This window comes from Bradyrhizobium sp. UFLA06-24 (assembly GCF_054967145.1).
Map to the genome: position 1 here is coordinate 1 of NZ_JADFUE010000042.1, position 15,550 is coordinate 15,550.

Consider the following 15,550-nt stretch of genomic DNA (forward strand, 5'->3'; position numbering starts at 1 on the left):
ATTTGTGATGGGGTACGCCTTGACCTGGCCGGATGCCGTCCAGGGCCTCGCTCTCGAGGCTCCCTCCGGCCTCGAGGAATATCCGCGCGACATCACGATTGCCAAGGACAAGAAGGCGAGATTGTTCGATCAGTCCTTCGACCACGACTTCGACAAGTGGAAGGCAGCCTGGGGGCCGACCGGAATCCTCGACGCCGAGATCAAGCGCTCGGAGCAGAACGTCCGCGACTTCTTCTATTTCAAGAAGCGCGATCCCGAGACCAACGCGGTCTCTGCGGCCAAGAGCGGCTACTTCTTCAGCGACAGCGAGTACGCCCGTTTCCACACCGAGCAGCGCGTCGGCCTGATCAAGGGCAACCCGAGGGAGCTCGAACAGTGGTGCAACGTGTTCATCTACGACATTTACACTATCGGCGCAGAGCTTCAGCAGGATGATCCGAAGAATCTCTACGAGCGGCTCACCCAGATCAAGGCACCGATCTTCCTCGCCTTCGGTGACAAGGAGCCGTTCATTCCGACGCCCGCCTTCAATGGATTGACCGATCTGGGCCGCGACGCGATCACGCCGTTCATGTCGCGCATGACCAATGCGGGCAATCGGCCGATTTTGAAGATTTACCCAGAGACCGGGCACTTCATCCACACGGACAATCCTGTGGAGTTTCCGGCCGACGTCGTCGATTTCGTGATCAAGGGGACGGTCGACACGTCTTCTCCGATGGGCACGGATCGCATGATCAAGGGTGCCGTGGTCTCGGCCTTGCCGGTGGCGCCGACGCCCCCGGGCGCCGCTCCGACGGCTGGCTTGAACAAGTAGGCCCGGATCATGCCCAGAGTGCAGGCGGGTGAAATCCAGCTGGGTTGGCGGGAGTGGGGACGAGGCGACGTCACAGTCGTGTTCGTCCATGGCAATCTCGCCAGCAAGGACTGGATCGAGCTCGCCGCACCGCTGTTCCCCTCCGGGGTTCGCGTGATCGGCATCGACTGGCGCGGTTGCGGCGACAGCGACCGGCCGAAGCCAGCTGCGGACTACGTCAACTACGCGATGCAGCAGCATGCGCAGGATCTGCTGGCCGCACTCGATGCGCTCGGGATCGAGTTCTGCCATCTCGCCACCCATTCCACCGGCGGCATCATCGCCGCGCGGATGCTGCTGATGCAGCCGCAACGGTTCGGGCGGGTGTTCGCGCTCGATCCGGTTACGCCGCTCGGGATGGCCTTCAATGCTGATCAGATTGGCGTGTTTCGCGCGATGATGGCGAGCAAGGAGGTGACGCGGGCGGTGATGGCCACTGCGGCGTCCTCCCTGTTCGTTCCCGACAGTCTTGCACCAAACGCCGTGCCGCGGTTTCGAGAGGGGCTTGGAGATATCCAGCGCCTGTTCGAGCGTATCCTCGAGCAGACCTTCAGCGTCTCCGAGGGGATTTGGATCGGCACGCCCGTCAATCTCAATCGGGAGTGGGAAAGCAAGGAACTGGAGCGCCGGATGACCGAAATCCGGCATCCGCACCTGGTGCTCTGGGGAGAGCGGGACGGGTGGATCCCGCCGGCGGACTTGAGGGCCATGGCGGCCGCCATGCCGGACTGCCGGCTCGTGATCGTGCCCGGTGTCGGCCATTCGATGAATCTCGAAATCCCGGCGCTCTATGCCGGCTATTTCGGTGCCTGGTTCGGAGGACTAGCGAGGTAGCGGCATCGCTATCGGCAACGGCGGGAAGAGGACAAGATTATGGCCGGCACGACCAAGCTCTCGGTTGAGAAGGCGCTCGAAAAGCTGCGCCGCGACGAATTGCAAAAGACCGGGACGGAACAGCGCGACGAGAAGACCGAGGCGCTGCAGAAGGAGATCAAGCGCATGAGAGCGCAAAGGAAGCGTCTCGACCCGATCTCGCGCGAGCGCAGTTGAGCTGCGTTCGGCCCGGATGGCAGTCCAATTTCTGGCTGGCAGCTTCGTCAGCGCGATCAACATCATGATCCACGCGATTGTGACGGTCGGTGCAATCGGCATCGCTCGCGCCGCCGGGTTGAGGCACACGGGCCGACCGAGGCTGCATCTGATGGCGGTGATGGTCGCGACGGCAGCGGTGCTCATGCTCGCGCACACGCTGGAGGCCCTGGTCTGGGCGCTCGCCTATTTGATGCTCGGCGCTGCACCAATCGGATCCGACCTGCTCTATTTTGCCTTCGTCAATTACACCACGCTGGGTTACGGCGATATCACCCCAGTTCAAGCATGGCGCTTGACCGGGCCGATGACCGCCATGAACGGCATTCTTCTGTTCGGCTGGTCGACCGCCGTGCTGTTCGAAGTCCTGCGCAAGACGCTGGAGCACCTCGCCGCGATCGGCGCCGGCGGATTCAGCCCTGCAGATCGATAGTGGCGAGCTTTTGACGGTCCGACAGCACGATCTGGCGCTGCGTGTTGCCGAGAAAGGCAATGGTGCCAAGCTCGTGCAGCCGCGACAATGCGCGCGAAACAGTTTCGAGCGTCAGGCCCAGATAGTCTGCGATATCGCGGCGCGACATCGGCAGAGCGATCACGTCGGCTCCTGTCAGCCGCTGGTCCATCTCGAGCACGAAGGCAGCGACACGCTCCAGCGATGTCTTGCGCCCCAGCAGCAACATGTGATCCTCGGCGTGCTGAAGATTGCTCGTCGTCATGCTGAGCAGGTTGTTGGCAACGACTGGATCGCTGTCGGCCACCAGCTCCAGGGTTTGCCTGCGGATCAACCGGACGGTGGTGTCTACGATCGCTTCCGCCGTGAAGCGGTGCAAACCGCCATTTTCGAGACCGAAGATATCACCAGCAAGATGAAAGGCGCCGATTTGGCGCCGCCCGTCCGACAGGAGCTTGTAGCTTCGCACCGCGCCCGTCTTGACTTGATAGACGTACTCGGCAGGCTCCTTCTCGCCATAGATCTCCGTTCCCTTCTTGTAGCTGAATTCGCTCAAGCTGACCGCGGGGTTTAGATCGCTGGTCATTCCAAGGTCGCGAAGGGAACTGGAGCGGGAGGTCACATCGCTGTTGCGCACAAACATGGGCCAACTCCTCAACGAAATCGCTGAATTGGTCTCAGATCAGAATTCCATTGCCAGGAATGCGCCGCGCAATCCCACTCCCGCCGAGGTTGATTTACGGCTAAAGAGGATATTCCTGTCCATTGTCTCAAGGGACAATGTACCTTCGCACGGGGGGGCGAAGCTTCGTGCGTGGGATGAGAAGCCGAGAGCGAAATGTATGATTTGAAGCAATGTTTCGTTTGAAAGTTCTGCTAAGCACAATGTCATTCATATGGATGGAATTGCCTTCAGATCTAAACGCTTTGGGCTGCCGTCCGCTCAAGTGGGCTCTGCGGCGACATAGCGGCTGAGAGGTGGAATTGCCCGGCCTGGTTCATGTGGTAGACGACGATGCTTCGTTTCGCACCGCGATAGAGCGCCGGCTGCGATTGGCAGGTTACGACGTCGTCGTACATTCATCGGCGGCGGAGTTGCTCGATCACCTTCCACGCGGTGAAACACCTGCGTGCGTGCTGCTCGACGTGAAGATACCGGGCCTCAGTGGTCCTGATCTGCAAAGCCGGTTGAACGAGCTCGGTTCGACATTGCCGATCATCTTTGTCACCGGGTATGCCGATACGGCAACGACTGTGCGCACGATCAAGGCCGGTGCGGAGGATTTCCTGACGAAGCCGGTATCGTCTGAACAGCTGATTGATGCGATAGAGCGCGCCTTGGCGCGTCACAATGCCGCACAGAGCCAGCGGATCAAGCTCGGCATGTTTCGCGCCCTCCTGGCATCGCTGACGCCGCGCGAGCGGCAAGTCTTCGATCTCATCGTACGCGGCAAGATCAACAAGCAGATCGCTCACGAGCTCGGAACGACGGAGCGAACGATCAAGGCACATCGCCATCAGGTGATGGAGAAGATGCGGGTGAGTTCGTTCGCAGAACTCGTATCGCTCGCTGAGCGACTTGGCATGCTGGATCCGAATAGCCACTGAAAGGTCCTGATGTGCGGCCTCTTGAGGCCGAGAAGTCGTCGCGCCCTGTCCAAAGGGACAATATCGCATGTTATTGACGGACTGGCTTTCCAGGCGCGCAATGCCTCCCGATCTTGGATGGTCAAGCGGATCGTAGCGAAGGTTGCCCGCCCTGATCCTCCTGCCAGGCTCGAAGGAAAGCTGGTTATCTTGCCCGAGTACAAGTCCGTTTACGTCGTCGACGATGATCCCTCCATGCGACGAAGCATGAAGCGGCTGCTCCGCGAGCATGGGTACGAGACGGTGTTGTTCGACTCGGCAGGAGCGTTGATCCGGCACGGCAGATTCGAGTGGGCTCTTTGCATCGTTCTCGACATCGATCTCAATGGCAGCTCCGGAATCGATTTGCGACGTCAGCTTGTGACCCAAGGTATTGCCGTGCCGATCATTTTTGTGACCGGCAACGACAGTGAGGCCTGCCGCTCGGCGGCGGTGGAGTCGGGGTGCGCCGCTTACCTCAACAAACCGTTCATGCCGCAATCATTCATTGCGTCCATACAGGCGGTATGCGGGCGTGCAAATTAGCGAGATATCGGTCTTTCGGCGACAATCGACATTCCATTGATTTTAATCAACGGCCCGATCAAGCGTTTGGGCTCACGTCGTGTTCGATCACCATCAGATCGGGAGAGACGAGCATGACGGGAATTGCCAAGTTCTTCGGACTGATCGCGGCTGCGTCGTTCTTTGCGGCAGCTCCGCTGTCACTCCAATCATCGCAAACAAACCTGCTCACCGTATCGGTGGATCAGGCTGAAGCCAGGGTCGGGCGGCCGCTGACGCCGATGAGCGTGGCCGGCGTCCATCGCCGGGTCCACCGCCGCGCCTATTACGGCGCTGCCGCGGCGGGCGCTGCCGCTTACGGTGCGTACCGTTATCAGCGAGCCTGCGGGTACTATCCCTATCCGCCTTGTTACTGAGGCCTAGTGTGGGGCTCGCCGCAGCATGTCCACAATCGATATGCGCGCTGAGCCTCACGTCCTGCCTTTCGTGTTATGAAAACAGGAGGTGTTCGTGAATTTGTTCTCCAGACCAATCACATCGAGGACGCTTGGCGCGTTCGCGCTTGGCTTGTCACTCGCAATTCCGGGCGCCGTGGTCGGCAGTAGCCCCGCAGGCGCGGTGGTGTACTGCCAATACGTCGACTATCCGCCGAGTTGCATCGCCAGGCCCGGCGTCGTGCTGCGACCGCGCCCGGTCGCCCGTGCGGCGGCTCGAGAAGCGGTGCGGCCCGGAACACCGATGAATCGCGGCGGCCCGGTCGATCGTGTCGGGCGTCGATGAGTTCTCGTTGATAACTTGCACAACATAGCCCCGGCTTCTCAGCCGGGGTTTTGTTTTGTCGGGCGGAGCGAGCAGGCAGCTCAGGAGAATTTCTGCAGCTATCGAGGTGACGCAACGGGTCTGCATCAAGGCGAGATCTCGATCGTTGTATTCTGAGGTCCCTGAGCCTGGATCAATTCGAACAGCGATTGCGCTTGTTCTGGCGCCAATCGGATGCAGCCGTGAGACACGGGGCGCCCGAGATTGCGGACGTCGAATGTCCCATGAATTGCATATCCTCCGTTGAAGAAGATCGAATAGGGCATCGGCGTGAAATCGTAGAGCCTCGAATAATGCATGCTCTGGAGAGAATAAGGCCGGTATGTGCCGATGGGAGTGCGGTATCCCCGCCGGGCCGTCGACACTGGCCAAGTCGCAAAATCGACTCCGTCGACGGCGACCAGCATTGTCTGGGTGGAAAGCTGCACCCGGATTGTCACTGATGCGTGCGCATTTTGAACGTTGAGGCCGAGGAGCAGCAGTACGGCCAAAATCAGGGCCGAGGGTGATCGTGCAGGCATTTCGCTTCTTCCAACTGTTCGCTGGCCCGACGGAAAAGTTGCGCCGGATCTGCGGCCAGGCCGGCCGCCTTCCAGCGTCGAGCATCACGATGGCTGGGAGTGTCCCCACCCCAGCTTTGCTGCAAATTAGGTGAGTTTCGGCGTGCATTGTTGATCCCGCGCAACACATTGCCTCTGCAATTCCTATCGGCTTTCGGCAATCCGGAACTTCTGAGGTGCTTTGGATGGGGGCTTCGCGCAGCCTATGCGACCGGGCCGCTTACGGGCAAATACGTAGGCGGGACCTAAGTTGCTGCAGATCAAATTCGTTCGGCCGCGGCGTGCCTAGCATTCATGCATCGTTAATTCAGTCGGAGTCTTTCCACGATGCTGCTCAGGACCCACACCTCCAGCAGCCGTCCGGTTGACGGGCATCTCGCAGCTCTCGCTGGCGAGCGCGTGTTCTGCAGTGAATTCAGATATCGCAGAGGCACCGAAATCTTCGGAGAAGGAGAGGAGACGGAGTACGTCTACCAGATCATCTCTGGCGCAGTACGCACCTACAAGCTGCTCTCCGACGGCCGTCGTCAGATCAATTCGTTTCATCTGCCAGGCGACATGTTCGGGCTCGAGAATGGCGCAATGCATCGTTTTACGGCGGAAGCGGTGATTGAGACGAGGGTTCGCATCACCAAGCGGCGCAGCCTGCTCGAGACGATGCAAAGCCGGGAATCGGGCGCTTCCAGTTTCCTCGGCCTCGTCACGCGAAGCCTGCAGCACGCGGAAAATCATATGCTTCTGCTCGGGCGGAAGACGGCGCTGGAGCGCGTAGCCGCATTTCTGCTTGAAATCGACGAGCGGCTCGGCCATCCCAAGGTCATGGCGCTGGCCATGAGTCGTCGCGACATCGCCGATTATCTCGGATTGACGCTCGAGACGGTGTCGCGCGCATGCTCAACGCTGCGTGACCGGAAGATGTTGATGTTCGCGGACGCGACACAGCGAAAGATCGTGCTGCTCGACCGCGAGGGTCTCGCGGAGTACGATGCGTGATCCTGGCGGCTCGATGAGCCCGCTCACTCCTCGATGTCCTGCTCGAGCGTCTGCGCCGGCGGTCCAGTGTGAGCGGTGTTGAATTGAGCGAGTGGCAGGGACGTCGTCAGCGACAGCAGATTGGAATCGACGACTTCCAACGTCAGCGTTTTTCCCGCGTCCATTTCCTTGATCAGCTTCGAGCTTGCCACGCCAGCTGCGATGCAGCTATTGCTGAGGCACCAATTGTAGGGAATGGGCTGGTAAGTGCCGTCATCGACTTTCAGCTTGGCGGGTATTCGCAGGTACATGCCTGAGGGCACGAAGATCTGCACGCGTGCGTTGCCGGCTTTCTCTCGCTCGATCAGATCGATGCGAACCGCCATTTGTCCGGTTTCATAGGTTCCCGAGATCGAGGTCCTGCAAAGAAGCGGGGCGCCGGCAGCCTTGAAGCAAAGCTTCTTCCATTCACCGTACGTGATGTCGTTGGCGGCCCGCTGCCCGCGTGGCGCGATTTCGGCAAGCGCGGGCGCTGCGATCGTGAAAGCGATCGATACCAGCGCGGCAAGTGAGATCTTGGCAGTCCGGCTCGATACCAAATTGCGATGGCAAAGAAGCATAGCGTCCTCCTGGCCCAAACAATGCATTCACTTCAGCGCTGCGAGAAATCCGGTCACCAGGGGCGACCAGATCGGAATGGCATCGGGCGAACCAATGAAATAGTGCCCCTCATTGCCGAATGGCGGCATCAGGTGATACTCGGCGCGGCCGCCGGCGGCGGTAAAGGCTTGGTGCATCCGCTTCGACAGATCCGGGCCGAAGAACGTATCGTTCTCGATGTAGATCCACAGCATCGGCACCCGCGAGGTGCGGCCGAACTCCTCTGTTGTTTCGACTAGCCTGTCCGGTGCGCAGTTGTTGTTGGGCTTGCCGCCGACCCGGCCGCCGCGACCGGCGGCGAAGGTGATGATCGCTTTCACCTGCGCCGGGTTCAGGCTCGACAGCGCAATGGAAGCCCAGCCTCCCGCGGATTGTCCCACCACGATCACGCCGTCGGGCAGGACGCGCTTTTCGGCAGCCATGTACGCGATGATCCAGAGGTCGACCTGGGCGACAGCGAGGCCCGCATCGCGGAAATTCGGATTGGTGCACTTGCCGACCTTCGAGAAGAACGGGCCATAGATGCCGCGCTCGGGGATGTCGATCGCGGAAGCGCCGTATCCGGTGCCGACGGGCGCCACCACGAGATAGCCTTGCTTGGCGAACCATTTGGCGGCATCGCGAAACTCGACGAGGGGAAAGAAGCTGCGATCGGTCGGGTTGAGCGAGACGCCATGGTTCATGATCACCAATGGAAACGGACCGTCGCCTACCGGGCGCACGAGATACGCAAACATCGGGAGCGGCAATGGCAGAGCCCAGATCTCCTCTTGAATGCGTCGTGGGGCCGCCTGATCATCGGCATGGGCGGCTCCGATCGACCAGATCAGAACGAGCGGCGCCGCCAGCAACAGCCGTCGCACCGAGGAATTGAAGCGCATCGCATCCTCCTCATCCGGCAAACGTGGCCGCTACGATGATGGGGCCAAGCACCGTCAGGACAACGTTTCCGACGGCATAGGGCACTGCGACGCCGAGCACCGGCGTTTGGCTTTCGGCGACCTCGCAGGCGCCGGTTACGGCGGCATCGACCGTCATCGCGCCGGCCAGCGCACCGCAGGTAACGACAGGGTTCATGCGCAGCACATGGTAAGCGAACAGCGTCGCCACGATCAGCGGCACCAGAGTGACGACGAGACCCATGCCGACCAGGAGCAAGCCATGCGCCTGGATCGCGATCCAGGCGGCATGGCCGTTGCCGAGGCCAATGGCGGCAATGAAGCCGCCGAGGCCAAGGTCGCTCAGTGTTTGCTGCGCGGCGGGCGGCATGGCGCCGAGCGTCGGCCGGCGCGAGCGTAACCAGCCGCAGACGAGGCCCGCGATCAAGGCGCCGCCTCCGCCGCCAAGCGTCAGCGCGATGCCCCCGACCTTGAAGCTGATCAAGCCGGCCAGCAGGCCGGCGGCAATGCCGGCTGCGAGAAAGGCGATGTCGGTACGATCGCCGGCACGCAGGATCTGTCCGACATGCGTGGCGGCGCGCTCGATGTTGCGACTGGTGCCGACCAGCGTCATCACGTCGCCGACATAAATGCGTGTGTCTGCGCTCAGCGGCACCTCTCGCCCCATCCGAGTCAGAGCCCGCAGGAAGACGCCACGTGCATTGCTGCCGACGCGGTCGGCGACATCCTGGACCGAGCGGCCGTGGAGATTGCGGTTATCGACCAGCACGTCGACCACATTGCCCGGCATGGCCTTCAGGATCTCATCGGCGTCGATCTCGGTGCCCAGCACGGGGCGCGCGGCGACGATGGCGGCCGTCCGGCCGGCGATGACAATGTCGTCGCCGGACTCGAGGATCGTGTCGAGATGCGGCTCGATATCCGCGCCTTGACGCACGATGCGCTCGATCACCGTGCGGCTGCCGATCTCGTCCTCGATCGCCTTTACAGTCCGCCCGGCTGCGGCAGAGACGCGGTAGGCGCGGGCCTGGAATTTTCGATAATGCAGGTTCTCTGACTTGGGAGGCTCGCCGCCAGACAGCTCGATCTCGAGCTTTTTGGCCTCGTCCTTGAGATTGACGCCCATCAGCTTGGGCGCGACGAACGGGACATAGATGAGCGTCAGAATATATCCGAGCACATAGGTGACCGCATAGCCGGCTGCGATGTTCGCCTCCTGCTGCTCGAGCAAAGCCTTCGGCAGGCCAATCTGCGCGAGCGCCCCCGAGGCGGTACCAATGACCGAGGATTGCGTCAGGGCACCGGCGGCAAGACCGGAGGCGGTGCCTGGATCAAGCCCGAAAGCGAACGCAAAGGTAAGCACGATGAGGAGACCCGTGCCGCCAAGCACGAGCGCCATGGCAACCTGGGCGAGGGTGCGGAGGCTCAAGGAAGCGAAGAACTCGGGACCGGATTTGTAGCCGATCGTGAACACGAACAGGCTGAACAGGATGACTCTCAACACCGACGGAAAGGCGAAGCTGCCGAGTTGACCGATCAGCACGGCCACGATGAGCGTGCATGCCGTGGTGCCGATCGAAAAGCCCCGGATCTTGACCCGGCCCAGCACGGTCCCGAGGGCGACGGCGATCAGCAGAAAGATTTCCGGAGCGGTGGAGATGATCCACCTGACGGTGTCCATGGTCGCTATTCCCCAGCGCATTGTTCCCCTGGAATTGAATCCCCGAAGCCGCCTGGAGGCTTGATTCAAGTCAAACCTTTTCTCCGCGCGCACGGCGTCAATAGGCGACGGTCAGATCGGTGACATCAGGCGTTCCAGCCATGAGCACATTGCGTATTGCCGCCACTCCATTGCTGCGCCGCGACGAAACGATCACCGTCGCATTGCTGCTGGCTTTCGCCGGCGGGTGTCTCGATGCCTATACCTGGATCATCCATGGTGTCATGGCCAATGCGCAGACGGCGAATCTCGTCCTTCTCTGGGTCCACGGAATGGAAGGCGACTGGATGAGAGCGCTGCAATTCGGCCCCCCGATCCTGGCTTTCGCAATTGGTATTGTGATCGCTGCCTGGCTGCGCCGCGCGACGGGGGAGAGAGCCAGCGCCGTCAGTACGTTGCTGGAGATTGTTTTCCTGATCACTATCGGCGTTCTTCATAATCGAATGCCCGAGGTCGCCGGCACACTGGGAATTTCGCTGGTTGCGGCGATGCAGGCGGCGATCTTCACCAAGGTCGAAGGCGCGACCTATAGCACGGTGATGATCACCGGTAACATGCGCCAGGCGATCGAAGGCATGTTCGCAGCGGCTTCCGGCGGCGTTGCCGCTGGGACATTGCGGCGATCTGGCATTTTCACCGGCGTGTGCTGCGCCTTCGGCCTGGGTGCGGCTCTTGGCGCGCTGACGACGAAGACCGTGCCGGACCTCGCATTGGGTCTTCCGGTCATCGTGCTGCTGATCGTGCTGCTCCGATGCGAAGCCGCGCACTTCGAGGCGAAGTCATGAAGCCGACATTCGAACCATCGGGCGGCTGGACTCGGTTCTTTCCGCCCTTCAACTGGCTCTCGGGTTATCAGATCGCCTGGCTGCCCTCCGACACGGTAGCGGGTTTGACGCTGGCCGCGTACGCGATCCCGGTGTCGCTGGCGTATGCGGCTCTGGCAGGCCTGCCGCCGCAGATCGGCGTTTACGGCTACATTCTGGGCGGCATCGGATATGCGCTGTTCGGATCGTCGCGCCAGCTTGCTATTGGTCCGACCTCAGCCATCTCGCTGATGATTGCCGGCACCGTGGGCTCGCTCGCGGCGGGCGATCCGGCTCGCTACGCGCAAATTGCAAGCCTCGCCGCCTGCGCGGTGGCGCTGCTTTGCCTGATTGCCTGGCTGTTCAAGCTGTCGAGTCTCGTCCGCCTGGTCAGCGACAGCATCCTCGTCGGCTTCAAGGCGGGCGCCGGGCTCACCATTATCATGAGTCAGCTGCCGGCCCTGTTCGGTATTCCCGGCGGCGGCCGCAATTTCTTCAATCGGGCCTTCCACATCGCAGGCCAGCTCGGTGATACGAATCTGCTCGTATTGGCCGTCGGCGCCGTCGCACTCGTGCTGTTGTTGCTCGGCGAGCGGCGCCTGCCGGGCCGGCCCGTCGGCATTACTATCGTCGCGCTCTCCATCCTGGCTGCGACGTTGCTCGGATTGCCCGCCATGGGGGTGCCCGTCACCGGCAAGATCCCCGAGGGCCTGCCGACTCTCGCCTTTCCAACCTTCGGCCTGGTCGAGCCCGAAGAGCTGTTCCCCATTGCCGCCGGCTGCCTGCTGCTGGCCTATATCGAAGGCGTGTCCGCCGCGCGCAGCTTCGCCGCGAAACACGGTTATGCGCTCGACGTTCGCCAGGAGTTTCTCGGCTTGGGCGCCGCCAATCTCGCCGCGGCATTTGGCCACGGTTATCCCGTCGCCGGCGGATTGTCCCAATCGGCCGTGAACGACAATGCCGGCGCGCGGACACCGCTGGCACTCCTGATCTGCTCCGTCGCCCTGGCGCTATGTCTGTTGTTCTTCACTGGCCTGCTCACCAACCTGCCAAAGGCGGTGCTGGCCGCTATCGTTTTTGCCGCGGTCTACCGGCTGGTGGATGTCCCCGCGTTGGTGCGCATGTGGCAAGTCAGCCGGATCGACTTCTACGCCGCCGCCATTGCGCTCGTCTCGGTGCTGCTCCTGGGCATCCTCCAAGGCGTGCTGCTCGCTGCGATCGCGTCGATCTTCCTGTTGCTGGCGCGGGCATCGCAGCCGAACATCGCGTTTCTCGGACGCTTGCCGGGAACCGGCCGCTATTCCGACAGCGCCCGACATGATGGCGTGGAACCTCTAGTCGGCGTGATCGCCTTCCGACCCGAGGCCTCGCTGCTCTACATCAACGCCGAGACGATCCTGTCGGCCGTGCTGAACGCACTGCAAAAATCGGCCGACATCCGGCTGGTCGTCTGTGATCTCTCGGCATCGCCCTATATCGATCTCGCCGGCGCGGGCATGTTGCACGCTCTTTACGACGAACTCGCGTCCCGGCGCATCGCGCTCTGCATTGTCGGCGCCCACGCGCAGCTGCGCGATCTTCTGCGTGCGGAAGGACTGGCAGAAAAGACCGACAGCGCGCAATGGCTGCGGACGCTCGACAATGTTCTGGGTAGTCCTGATGCAAGAGGCGCATGAGCGCGCATTTTGCGTTGCGACATGAGCCTCATGCCGCGGCTGACGAGAAGCCCCGGACCGTTGACTTGAATCAACGAAGCCCGAGCGCGCAAGGCCACGATCCCGCATCATTTGCCGACAGATCGGGAGAGCGACATGTCCAAGGAATCAAAGCCCGCACAGAAGCGTATCGATCGATTCTTCTCCGGTCCCGGCGGACGGGCTGACGATTGGCGCGATCTCGTGGAGGCAGCCAAGATCTGGGCGCGAGTCGGCAATCGCGCGGCCTATGATGCGGCGCTCGCCGAGCTCTCTGTGACTGAGGAGTTCCACGGCTATCCCGGTCTCAATCTGATGGCAGCACTGCGCGAAGCGGCAGCTGCGGGCGACGGACCCACATCGTTTGCGCTTGCAACCAAGATCGCCCAGGCGCTAGCGACGCGCTCTTTCCGCCAGCATGCCGGCGACTGGAACGCGAAGGATGAAGGCAATGGCGACGTGCCCGAGCTGGTGCCGCCGTCGTTCGGCGCGCACACGGCGCGGCGGCCCTATTTCGAAACCCTGATCGTGACGGGCGTGCCGTCAAGTCAGTGGCCGGCACTCGCCGCCGAATGGCGCAAGCTGCGCCGTCCGGTCGATGGCTTCATCTACGAGCCTGTCATCGTCGGTAGCCTCGAAGACGCATTCTGCGCGACCATGCTCAACCCCGACATCGCCGCCGTCATCATCAACGAGGGCTTCGGACTGCGCTCGCGGCATGATGCGCCGGTGCTCCGCTCGATCATGGCCACGGCGGCTCTGAATGACGAATCCGACGCGTCCGCGCTGCGGCTGGCTCAGATCATCAAGAAGGTTCGCCCCGAACTCGACCTCTATATGATCTCGAACCGCGACGTCGAAGAACTGGCCGGCAATCCCGACGCCAGCGTCGTCCGCCGCATCTTCTATTCGGTTGAAGAGCTGCTGGAGCTGCATCTGTCGATCCTCGAAGGCATCCAGGATCGCTACGACACGCCATTCTTCGACAATCTCAAGAAATACGCGCAGCGTCCGATCGGGACGTTCCACGCCCTGCCGATCGCCCGCGGCAAGTCCGTCTTCAAGTCGGACTGGATCCGCGATATGGGCGAGTTCTACGGCCCGAACTTGTTCCTGGCCGAGAGCAGCGCAACCACCGGCGGCCTCGACAGCATGCTGGAGCCGACCGGCAACATCAAGAAGGCGCAGGAGAAGGCGGCGCGCGCGCTCGGAGCCGACCGCGTTTTCTTCGTCACCAACGGCACCTCGACATCGAACAAGATGGCCGTGCAGGCGCTGCTTGCGCCCGGCGACATCGCGATCGTCGACCGCAATTGTCACAAGTCGCACCATTACGGCATGGTGCTGGCGGGTGCCCAGCCGCTCTATGTCGAAGCCTTCCCAATGACGGAATATTCGATGTATGGCGCAGTGCCGCTGAAGACGATCAAGCAGGCGCTGCTCAATGCCAAGGCAGACGGCCGGCTTGACCGCGTCAAGATGATCGATCTCACCAACTGCACGTTTGATGGTCACATCTACAACACGCGCCGCGTGATGGAGGAATGTCTCGCCATCAAGCCGGATCTGATTTTCCTGTGGGACGAAGCCTGGTTCGGTTTCGCGCGCTTCTCGCCGTTCCTGCGTCGGCGCACCGCCATGGGCGCCGCCAACGAGATCGAGGCGTGGATGCACGATCCGAAGTCCGTGGCGGCCTATGAGAAGCAGCAGGCCGAACTCGGCAAGAACCCGTCGGACGAGATGCTGCTCAAGACTAGGCTCATCCCTGACCCCAGGCAGATCCGCCTTCGCGTCTACCAGACCAACTCAACCCACAAATCGATGTCCGCGATCCGGCAAGGCTCCATGCTCTCGCTGAAGGACGTCGAGTTCCATACGGTCGAGCAGCAGTTCAAGGAAGCCGTGTTCACGCACGCTTCCACCAGCCCGAACCAGCAGCTCATCGCCAGCCTCGATATCTCGCGGCGGCAGATGGAGCTTGAAGGTTACGGTCTCGTGGCCAATGCGATCGAGATCGCCTTCGCGATCCGCCACGCCGTCAACAACAATCCGCTGATCTCGAAATACTTCCGCGTGCTGGGCGCAGACGCCATGGTGCCGGCGCAGTACCGCCAGAGCGGCTTCACCGACTATCTCGCGGCCGGCGTGAACTGGGCGAATACGCTGAAAAGCCTCGACGAGGACGAGTTCTGCCTCGACCCGACCCGCATGACCTTGGTGTGCGGAACGGCCGGCTACGACGGCACCCAGTTCAAGGGCATCCTGGCAAGCGAGTACAACATCCAGGTCAACAAGACCTCGCGTAACTCGGTCCTGGTCCAGTCCAACATCAACAACACCCGGAGCGACGTCGCGCATCTCATTCGCGTGCTCGCCGAGATCGCGGGCGAGATCGATCGGGGACTTGCTCAGGGCGGGGCCAATGCGCGGAAGACCTTTGAGGCACGGGTGACGAGCCTGATGAAGGATGTGCCCGATCTGCCGAATTTCTCGCATTTCCATCCGAGCTTCCGTGGCGATGCCGGGGCGAAGACCAACGAAGGCGACATCCGCACCGGCTTCTACACCGCCTATGACGTGGCGGGCTGCGAGCACATTCGCCTCAACGATGCCGAGATCGACCGGCGGCTGAAGGCCGGTCCCGAACTCGTCTCGGCGAACTTTGTCATTCCGTACCCGCCCGGCTTCCCGATCATGGTGCCAGGCCAGGTCATCACGCAGGAAACCATCGACTTCATGCGCAAGCTCGATGTGAAGGAGATCCATGGCTACGACGCCAAGGAGGGACTGAAGCTCGTGCGCACCGAAGCCTTGGCGAAGATCGGCAGGCCCAAGCCTGCCGCAGCACCGAAGCTCAAGGCTGCATCTTAGAGGGG

General features: G+C 61.8%; 17 protein-coding genes. 12 read left to right on the top strand and 5 right to left on the bottom strand.

Translation table 11 applies throughout. The features are described 5' to 3' along the window. The 4 genes from IF809_RS27055 to IF809_RS27070 all read left to right on the top strand — a co-directional run. Positions 1 to 817 (top strand): alpha/beta fold hydrolase (locus tag IF809_RS27055; protein ID WP_462839014.1); only part of this gene is annotated, 817 nt, incomplete at its 5' end. 9 nt (positions 818 to 826) lie between these two features. Then, the gene (locus tag IF809_RS27060; RefSeq protein ID WP_462839015.1) at positions 827 to 1,690 is read left to right on the top strand and encodes an alpha/beta fold hydrolase; all 864 of its coding nucleotides are present in this window, start codon (positions 827 to 829) and stop codon (positions 1,688 to 1,690) included. Positions 1,691 to 1,729: 39 nt separating this feature from the next. Further along, entirely contained in the window at positions 1,730 to 1,906 is a 177-nt protein-coding gene (locus IF809_RS27065; RefSeq protein WP_462839016.1) for a hypothetical protein, read from the top strand. A gap of 16 nt (positions 1,907 to 1,922) precedes the next feature. Continuing rightward, positions 1,923 to 2,378 (top strand): potassium channel family protein, encoded by a 456-nt coding sequence (locus IF809_RS27070; RefSeq protein WP_128964337.1) that lies wholly within the window; start codon positions 1,923 to 1,925, stop codon positions 2,376 to 2,378. On the opposite strand, the gene IF809_RS27075 is transcribed toward IF809_RS27070, so the two are convergent. Continuing rightward, positions 2,359 to 3,039 (bottom strand): helix-turn-helix domain-containing protein, encoded by a 681-nt coding sequence (locus IF809_RS27075; protein ID WP_453982127.1) that lies wholly within the window; start codon positions 3,037 to 3,039, stop codon positions 2,359 to 2,361. The two genes, IF809_RS27070 and IF809_RS27075, sit on opposite strands and share 20 nt — an antisense overlap. Positions 3,040 to 3,380: 341 nt before the next feature. Between IF809_RS27075 and IF809_RS27080 the strand changes: the two genes are divergently transcribed. From IF809_RS27080 to IF809_RS27095, 4 genes are all read left to right on the top strand, one after another. After that, on the top strand, positions 3,381 to 4,004 hold the full coding sequence (locus IF809_RS27080) for a response regulator transcription factor (RefSeq protein WP_128964339.1): 624 nt from the start codon (positions 3,381 to 3,383) through the stop codon (positions 4,002 to 4,004). 117 nt (positions 4,005 to 4,121) lie between these two features. Continuing rightward, the gene (locus IF809_RS27085; protein WP_128964340.1) at positions 4,122 to 4,568 is read left to right on the top strand and encodes a response regulator transcription factor; all 447 of its coding nucleotides are present in this window, start codon (positions 4,122 to 4,124) and stop codon (positions 4,566 to 4,568) included. A 113-nt stretch (positions 4,569 to 4,681) separates the two neighbouring features. Beyond that, on the top strand, positions 4,682 to 4,963 hold the full coding sequence (locus IF809_RS27090; protein ID WP_128964341.1) for a hypothetical protein: 282 nt from the start codon (positions 4,682 to 4,684) through the stop codon (positions 4,961 to 4,963). Positions 4,964 to 5,114: 151 nt separating this feature from the next. Beyond that, entirely contained in the window at positions 5,115 to 5,327 is a 213-nt protein-coding gene (locus IF809_RS27095; protein WP_244659268.1) for a hypothetical protein, read from the top strand. Between the two features lie 125 nt (positions 5,328 to 5,452). On the opposite strand, the gene IF809_RS27100 is transcribed toward IF809_RS27095, so the two are convergent. Beyond that, on the bottom strand, positions 5,453 to 5,887 hold the full coding sequence (locus IF809_RS27100; RefSeq protein WP_462839017.1) for a L,D-transpeptidase: 435 nt from the start codon (positions 5,885 to 5,887) through the stop codon (positions 5,453 to 5,455). 366 nt (positions 5,888 to 6,253) lie between these two features. Between IF809_RS27100 and IF809_RS27105 the strand changes: the two genes are divergently transcribed. Continuing rightward, positions 6,254 to 6,919: a helix-turn-helix domain-containing protein gene (locus IF809_RS27105; RefSeq protein WP_128964343.1), complete on the top strand. Its 666-nt coding sequence runs from the start codon at positions 6,254 to 6,256 to the stop codon at positions 6,917 to 6,919. 23 nt (positions 6,920 to 6,942) lie between these two features. Here the strand turns inward: IF809_RS27105 and IF809_RS27110 are convergent, their stop codons facing one another. Genes IF809_RS27110 through IF809_RS27120 form a run of 3 tightly spaced genes read right to left on the bottom strand, consistent with a single transcriptional unit; the run spans position 6,943 to position 10,138 of the window. Further along, complete coding sequence (locus tag IF809_RS27110; protein ID WP_128964344.1) at positions 6,943 to 7,518, bottom strand: invasion associated locus B family protein; 576 nt, start codon at positions 7,516 to 7,518, stop codon at positions 6,943 to 6,945. A gap of 27 nt (positions 7,519 to 7,545) precedes the next feature. After that, complete coding sequence (locus tag IF809_RS27115; RefSeq protein WP_462839018.1) at positions 7,546 to 8,439, bottom strand: alpha/beta hydrolase family protein; 894 nt, start codon at positions 8,437 to 8,439, stop codon at positions 7,546 to 7,548. A gap of 10 nt (positions 8,440 to 8,449) precedes the next feature. Next, positions 8,450 to 10,138, bottom strand: coding sequence for an aspartate:alanine exchanger family transporter (locus IF809_RS27120; RefSeq protein ID WP_128964346.1), 1,689 nt, complete (start codon positions 10,136 to 10,138; stop codon positions 8,450 to 8,452). A gap of 140 nt (positions 10,139 to 10,278) precedes the next feature. On the opposite strand from IF809_RS27120, the gene IF809_RS27125 reads away from it, so the two are divergent. The 3 genes from IF809_RS27125 to IF809_RS27135 all read left to right on the top strand — a co-directional run bounded on the left by IF809_RS27125 (position 10,279) and on the right by IF809_RS27135 (position 15,545). Then, positions 10,279 to 10,962: a YoaK family protein gene (locus tag IF809_RS27125; protein ID WP_462839019.1), complete on the top strand. Its 684-nt coding sequence runs from the start codon at positions 10,279 to 10,281 to the stop codon at positions 10,960 to 10,962. After that, positions 10,959 to 12,656, top strand: coding sequence for a SulP family inorganic anion transporter (locus tag IF809_RS27130; RefSeq protein ID WP_462839020.1), 1,698 nt, complete (start codon positions 10,959 to 10,961; stop codon positions 12,654 to 12,656). Before IF809_RS27125 ends, IF809_RS27130 begins: the two co-directional genes overlap by 4 nt. Before the next feature lie 135 nt (positions 12,657 to 12,791). Next, positions 12,792 to 15,545 (top strand): decarboxylase, encoded by a 2,754-nt coding sequence (locus IF809_RS27135; RefSeq protein WP_462839021.1) that lies wholly within the window; start codon positions 12,792 to 12,794, stop codon positions 15,543 to 15,545. Positions 15,546 to 15,550: the final 5 nt, after the last annotated feature.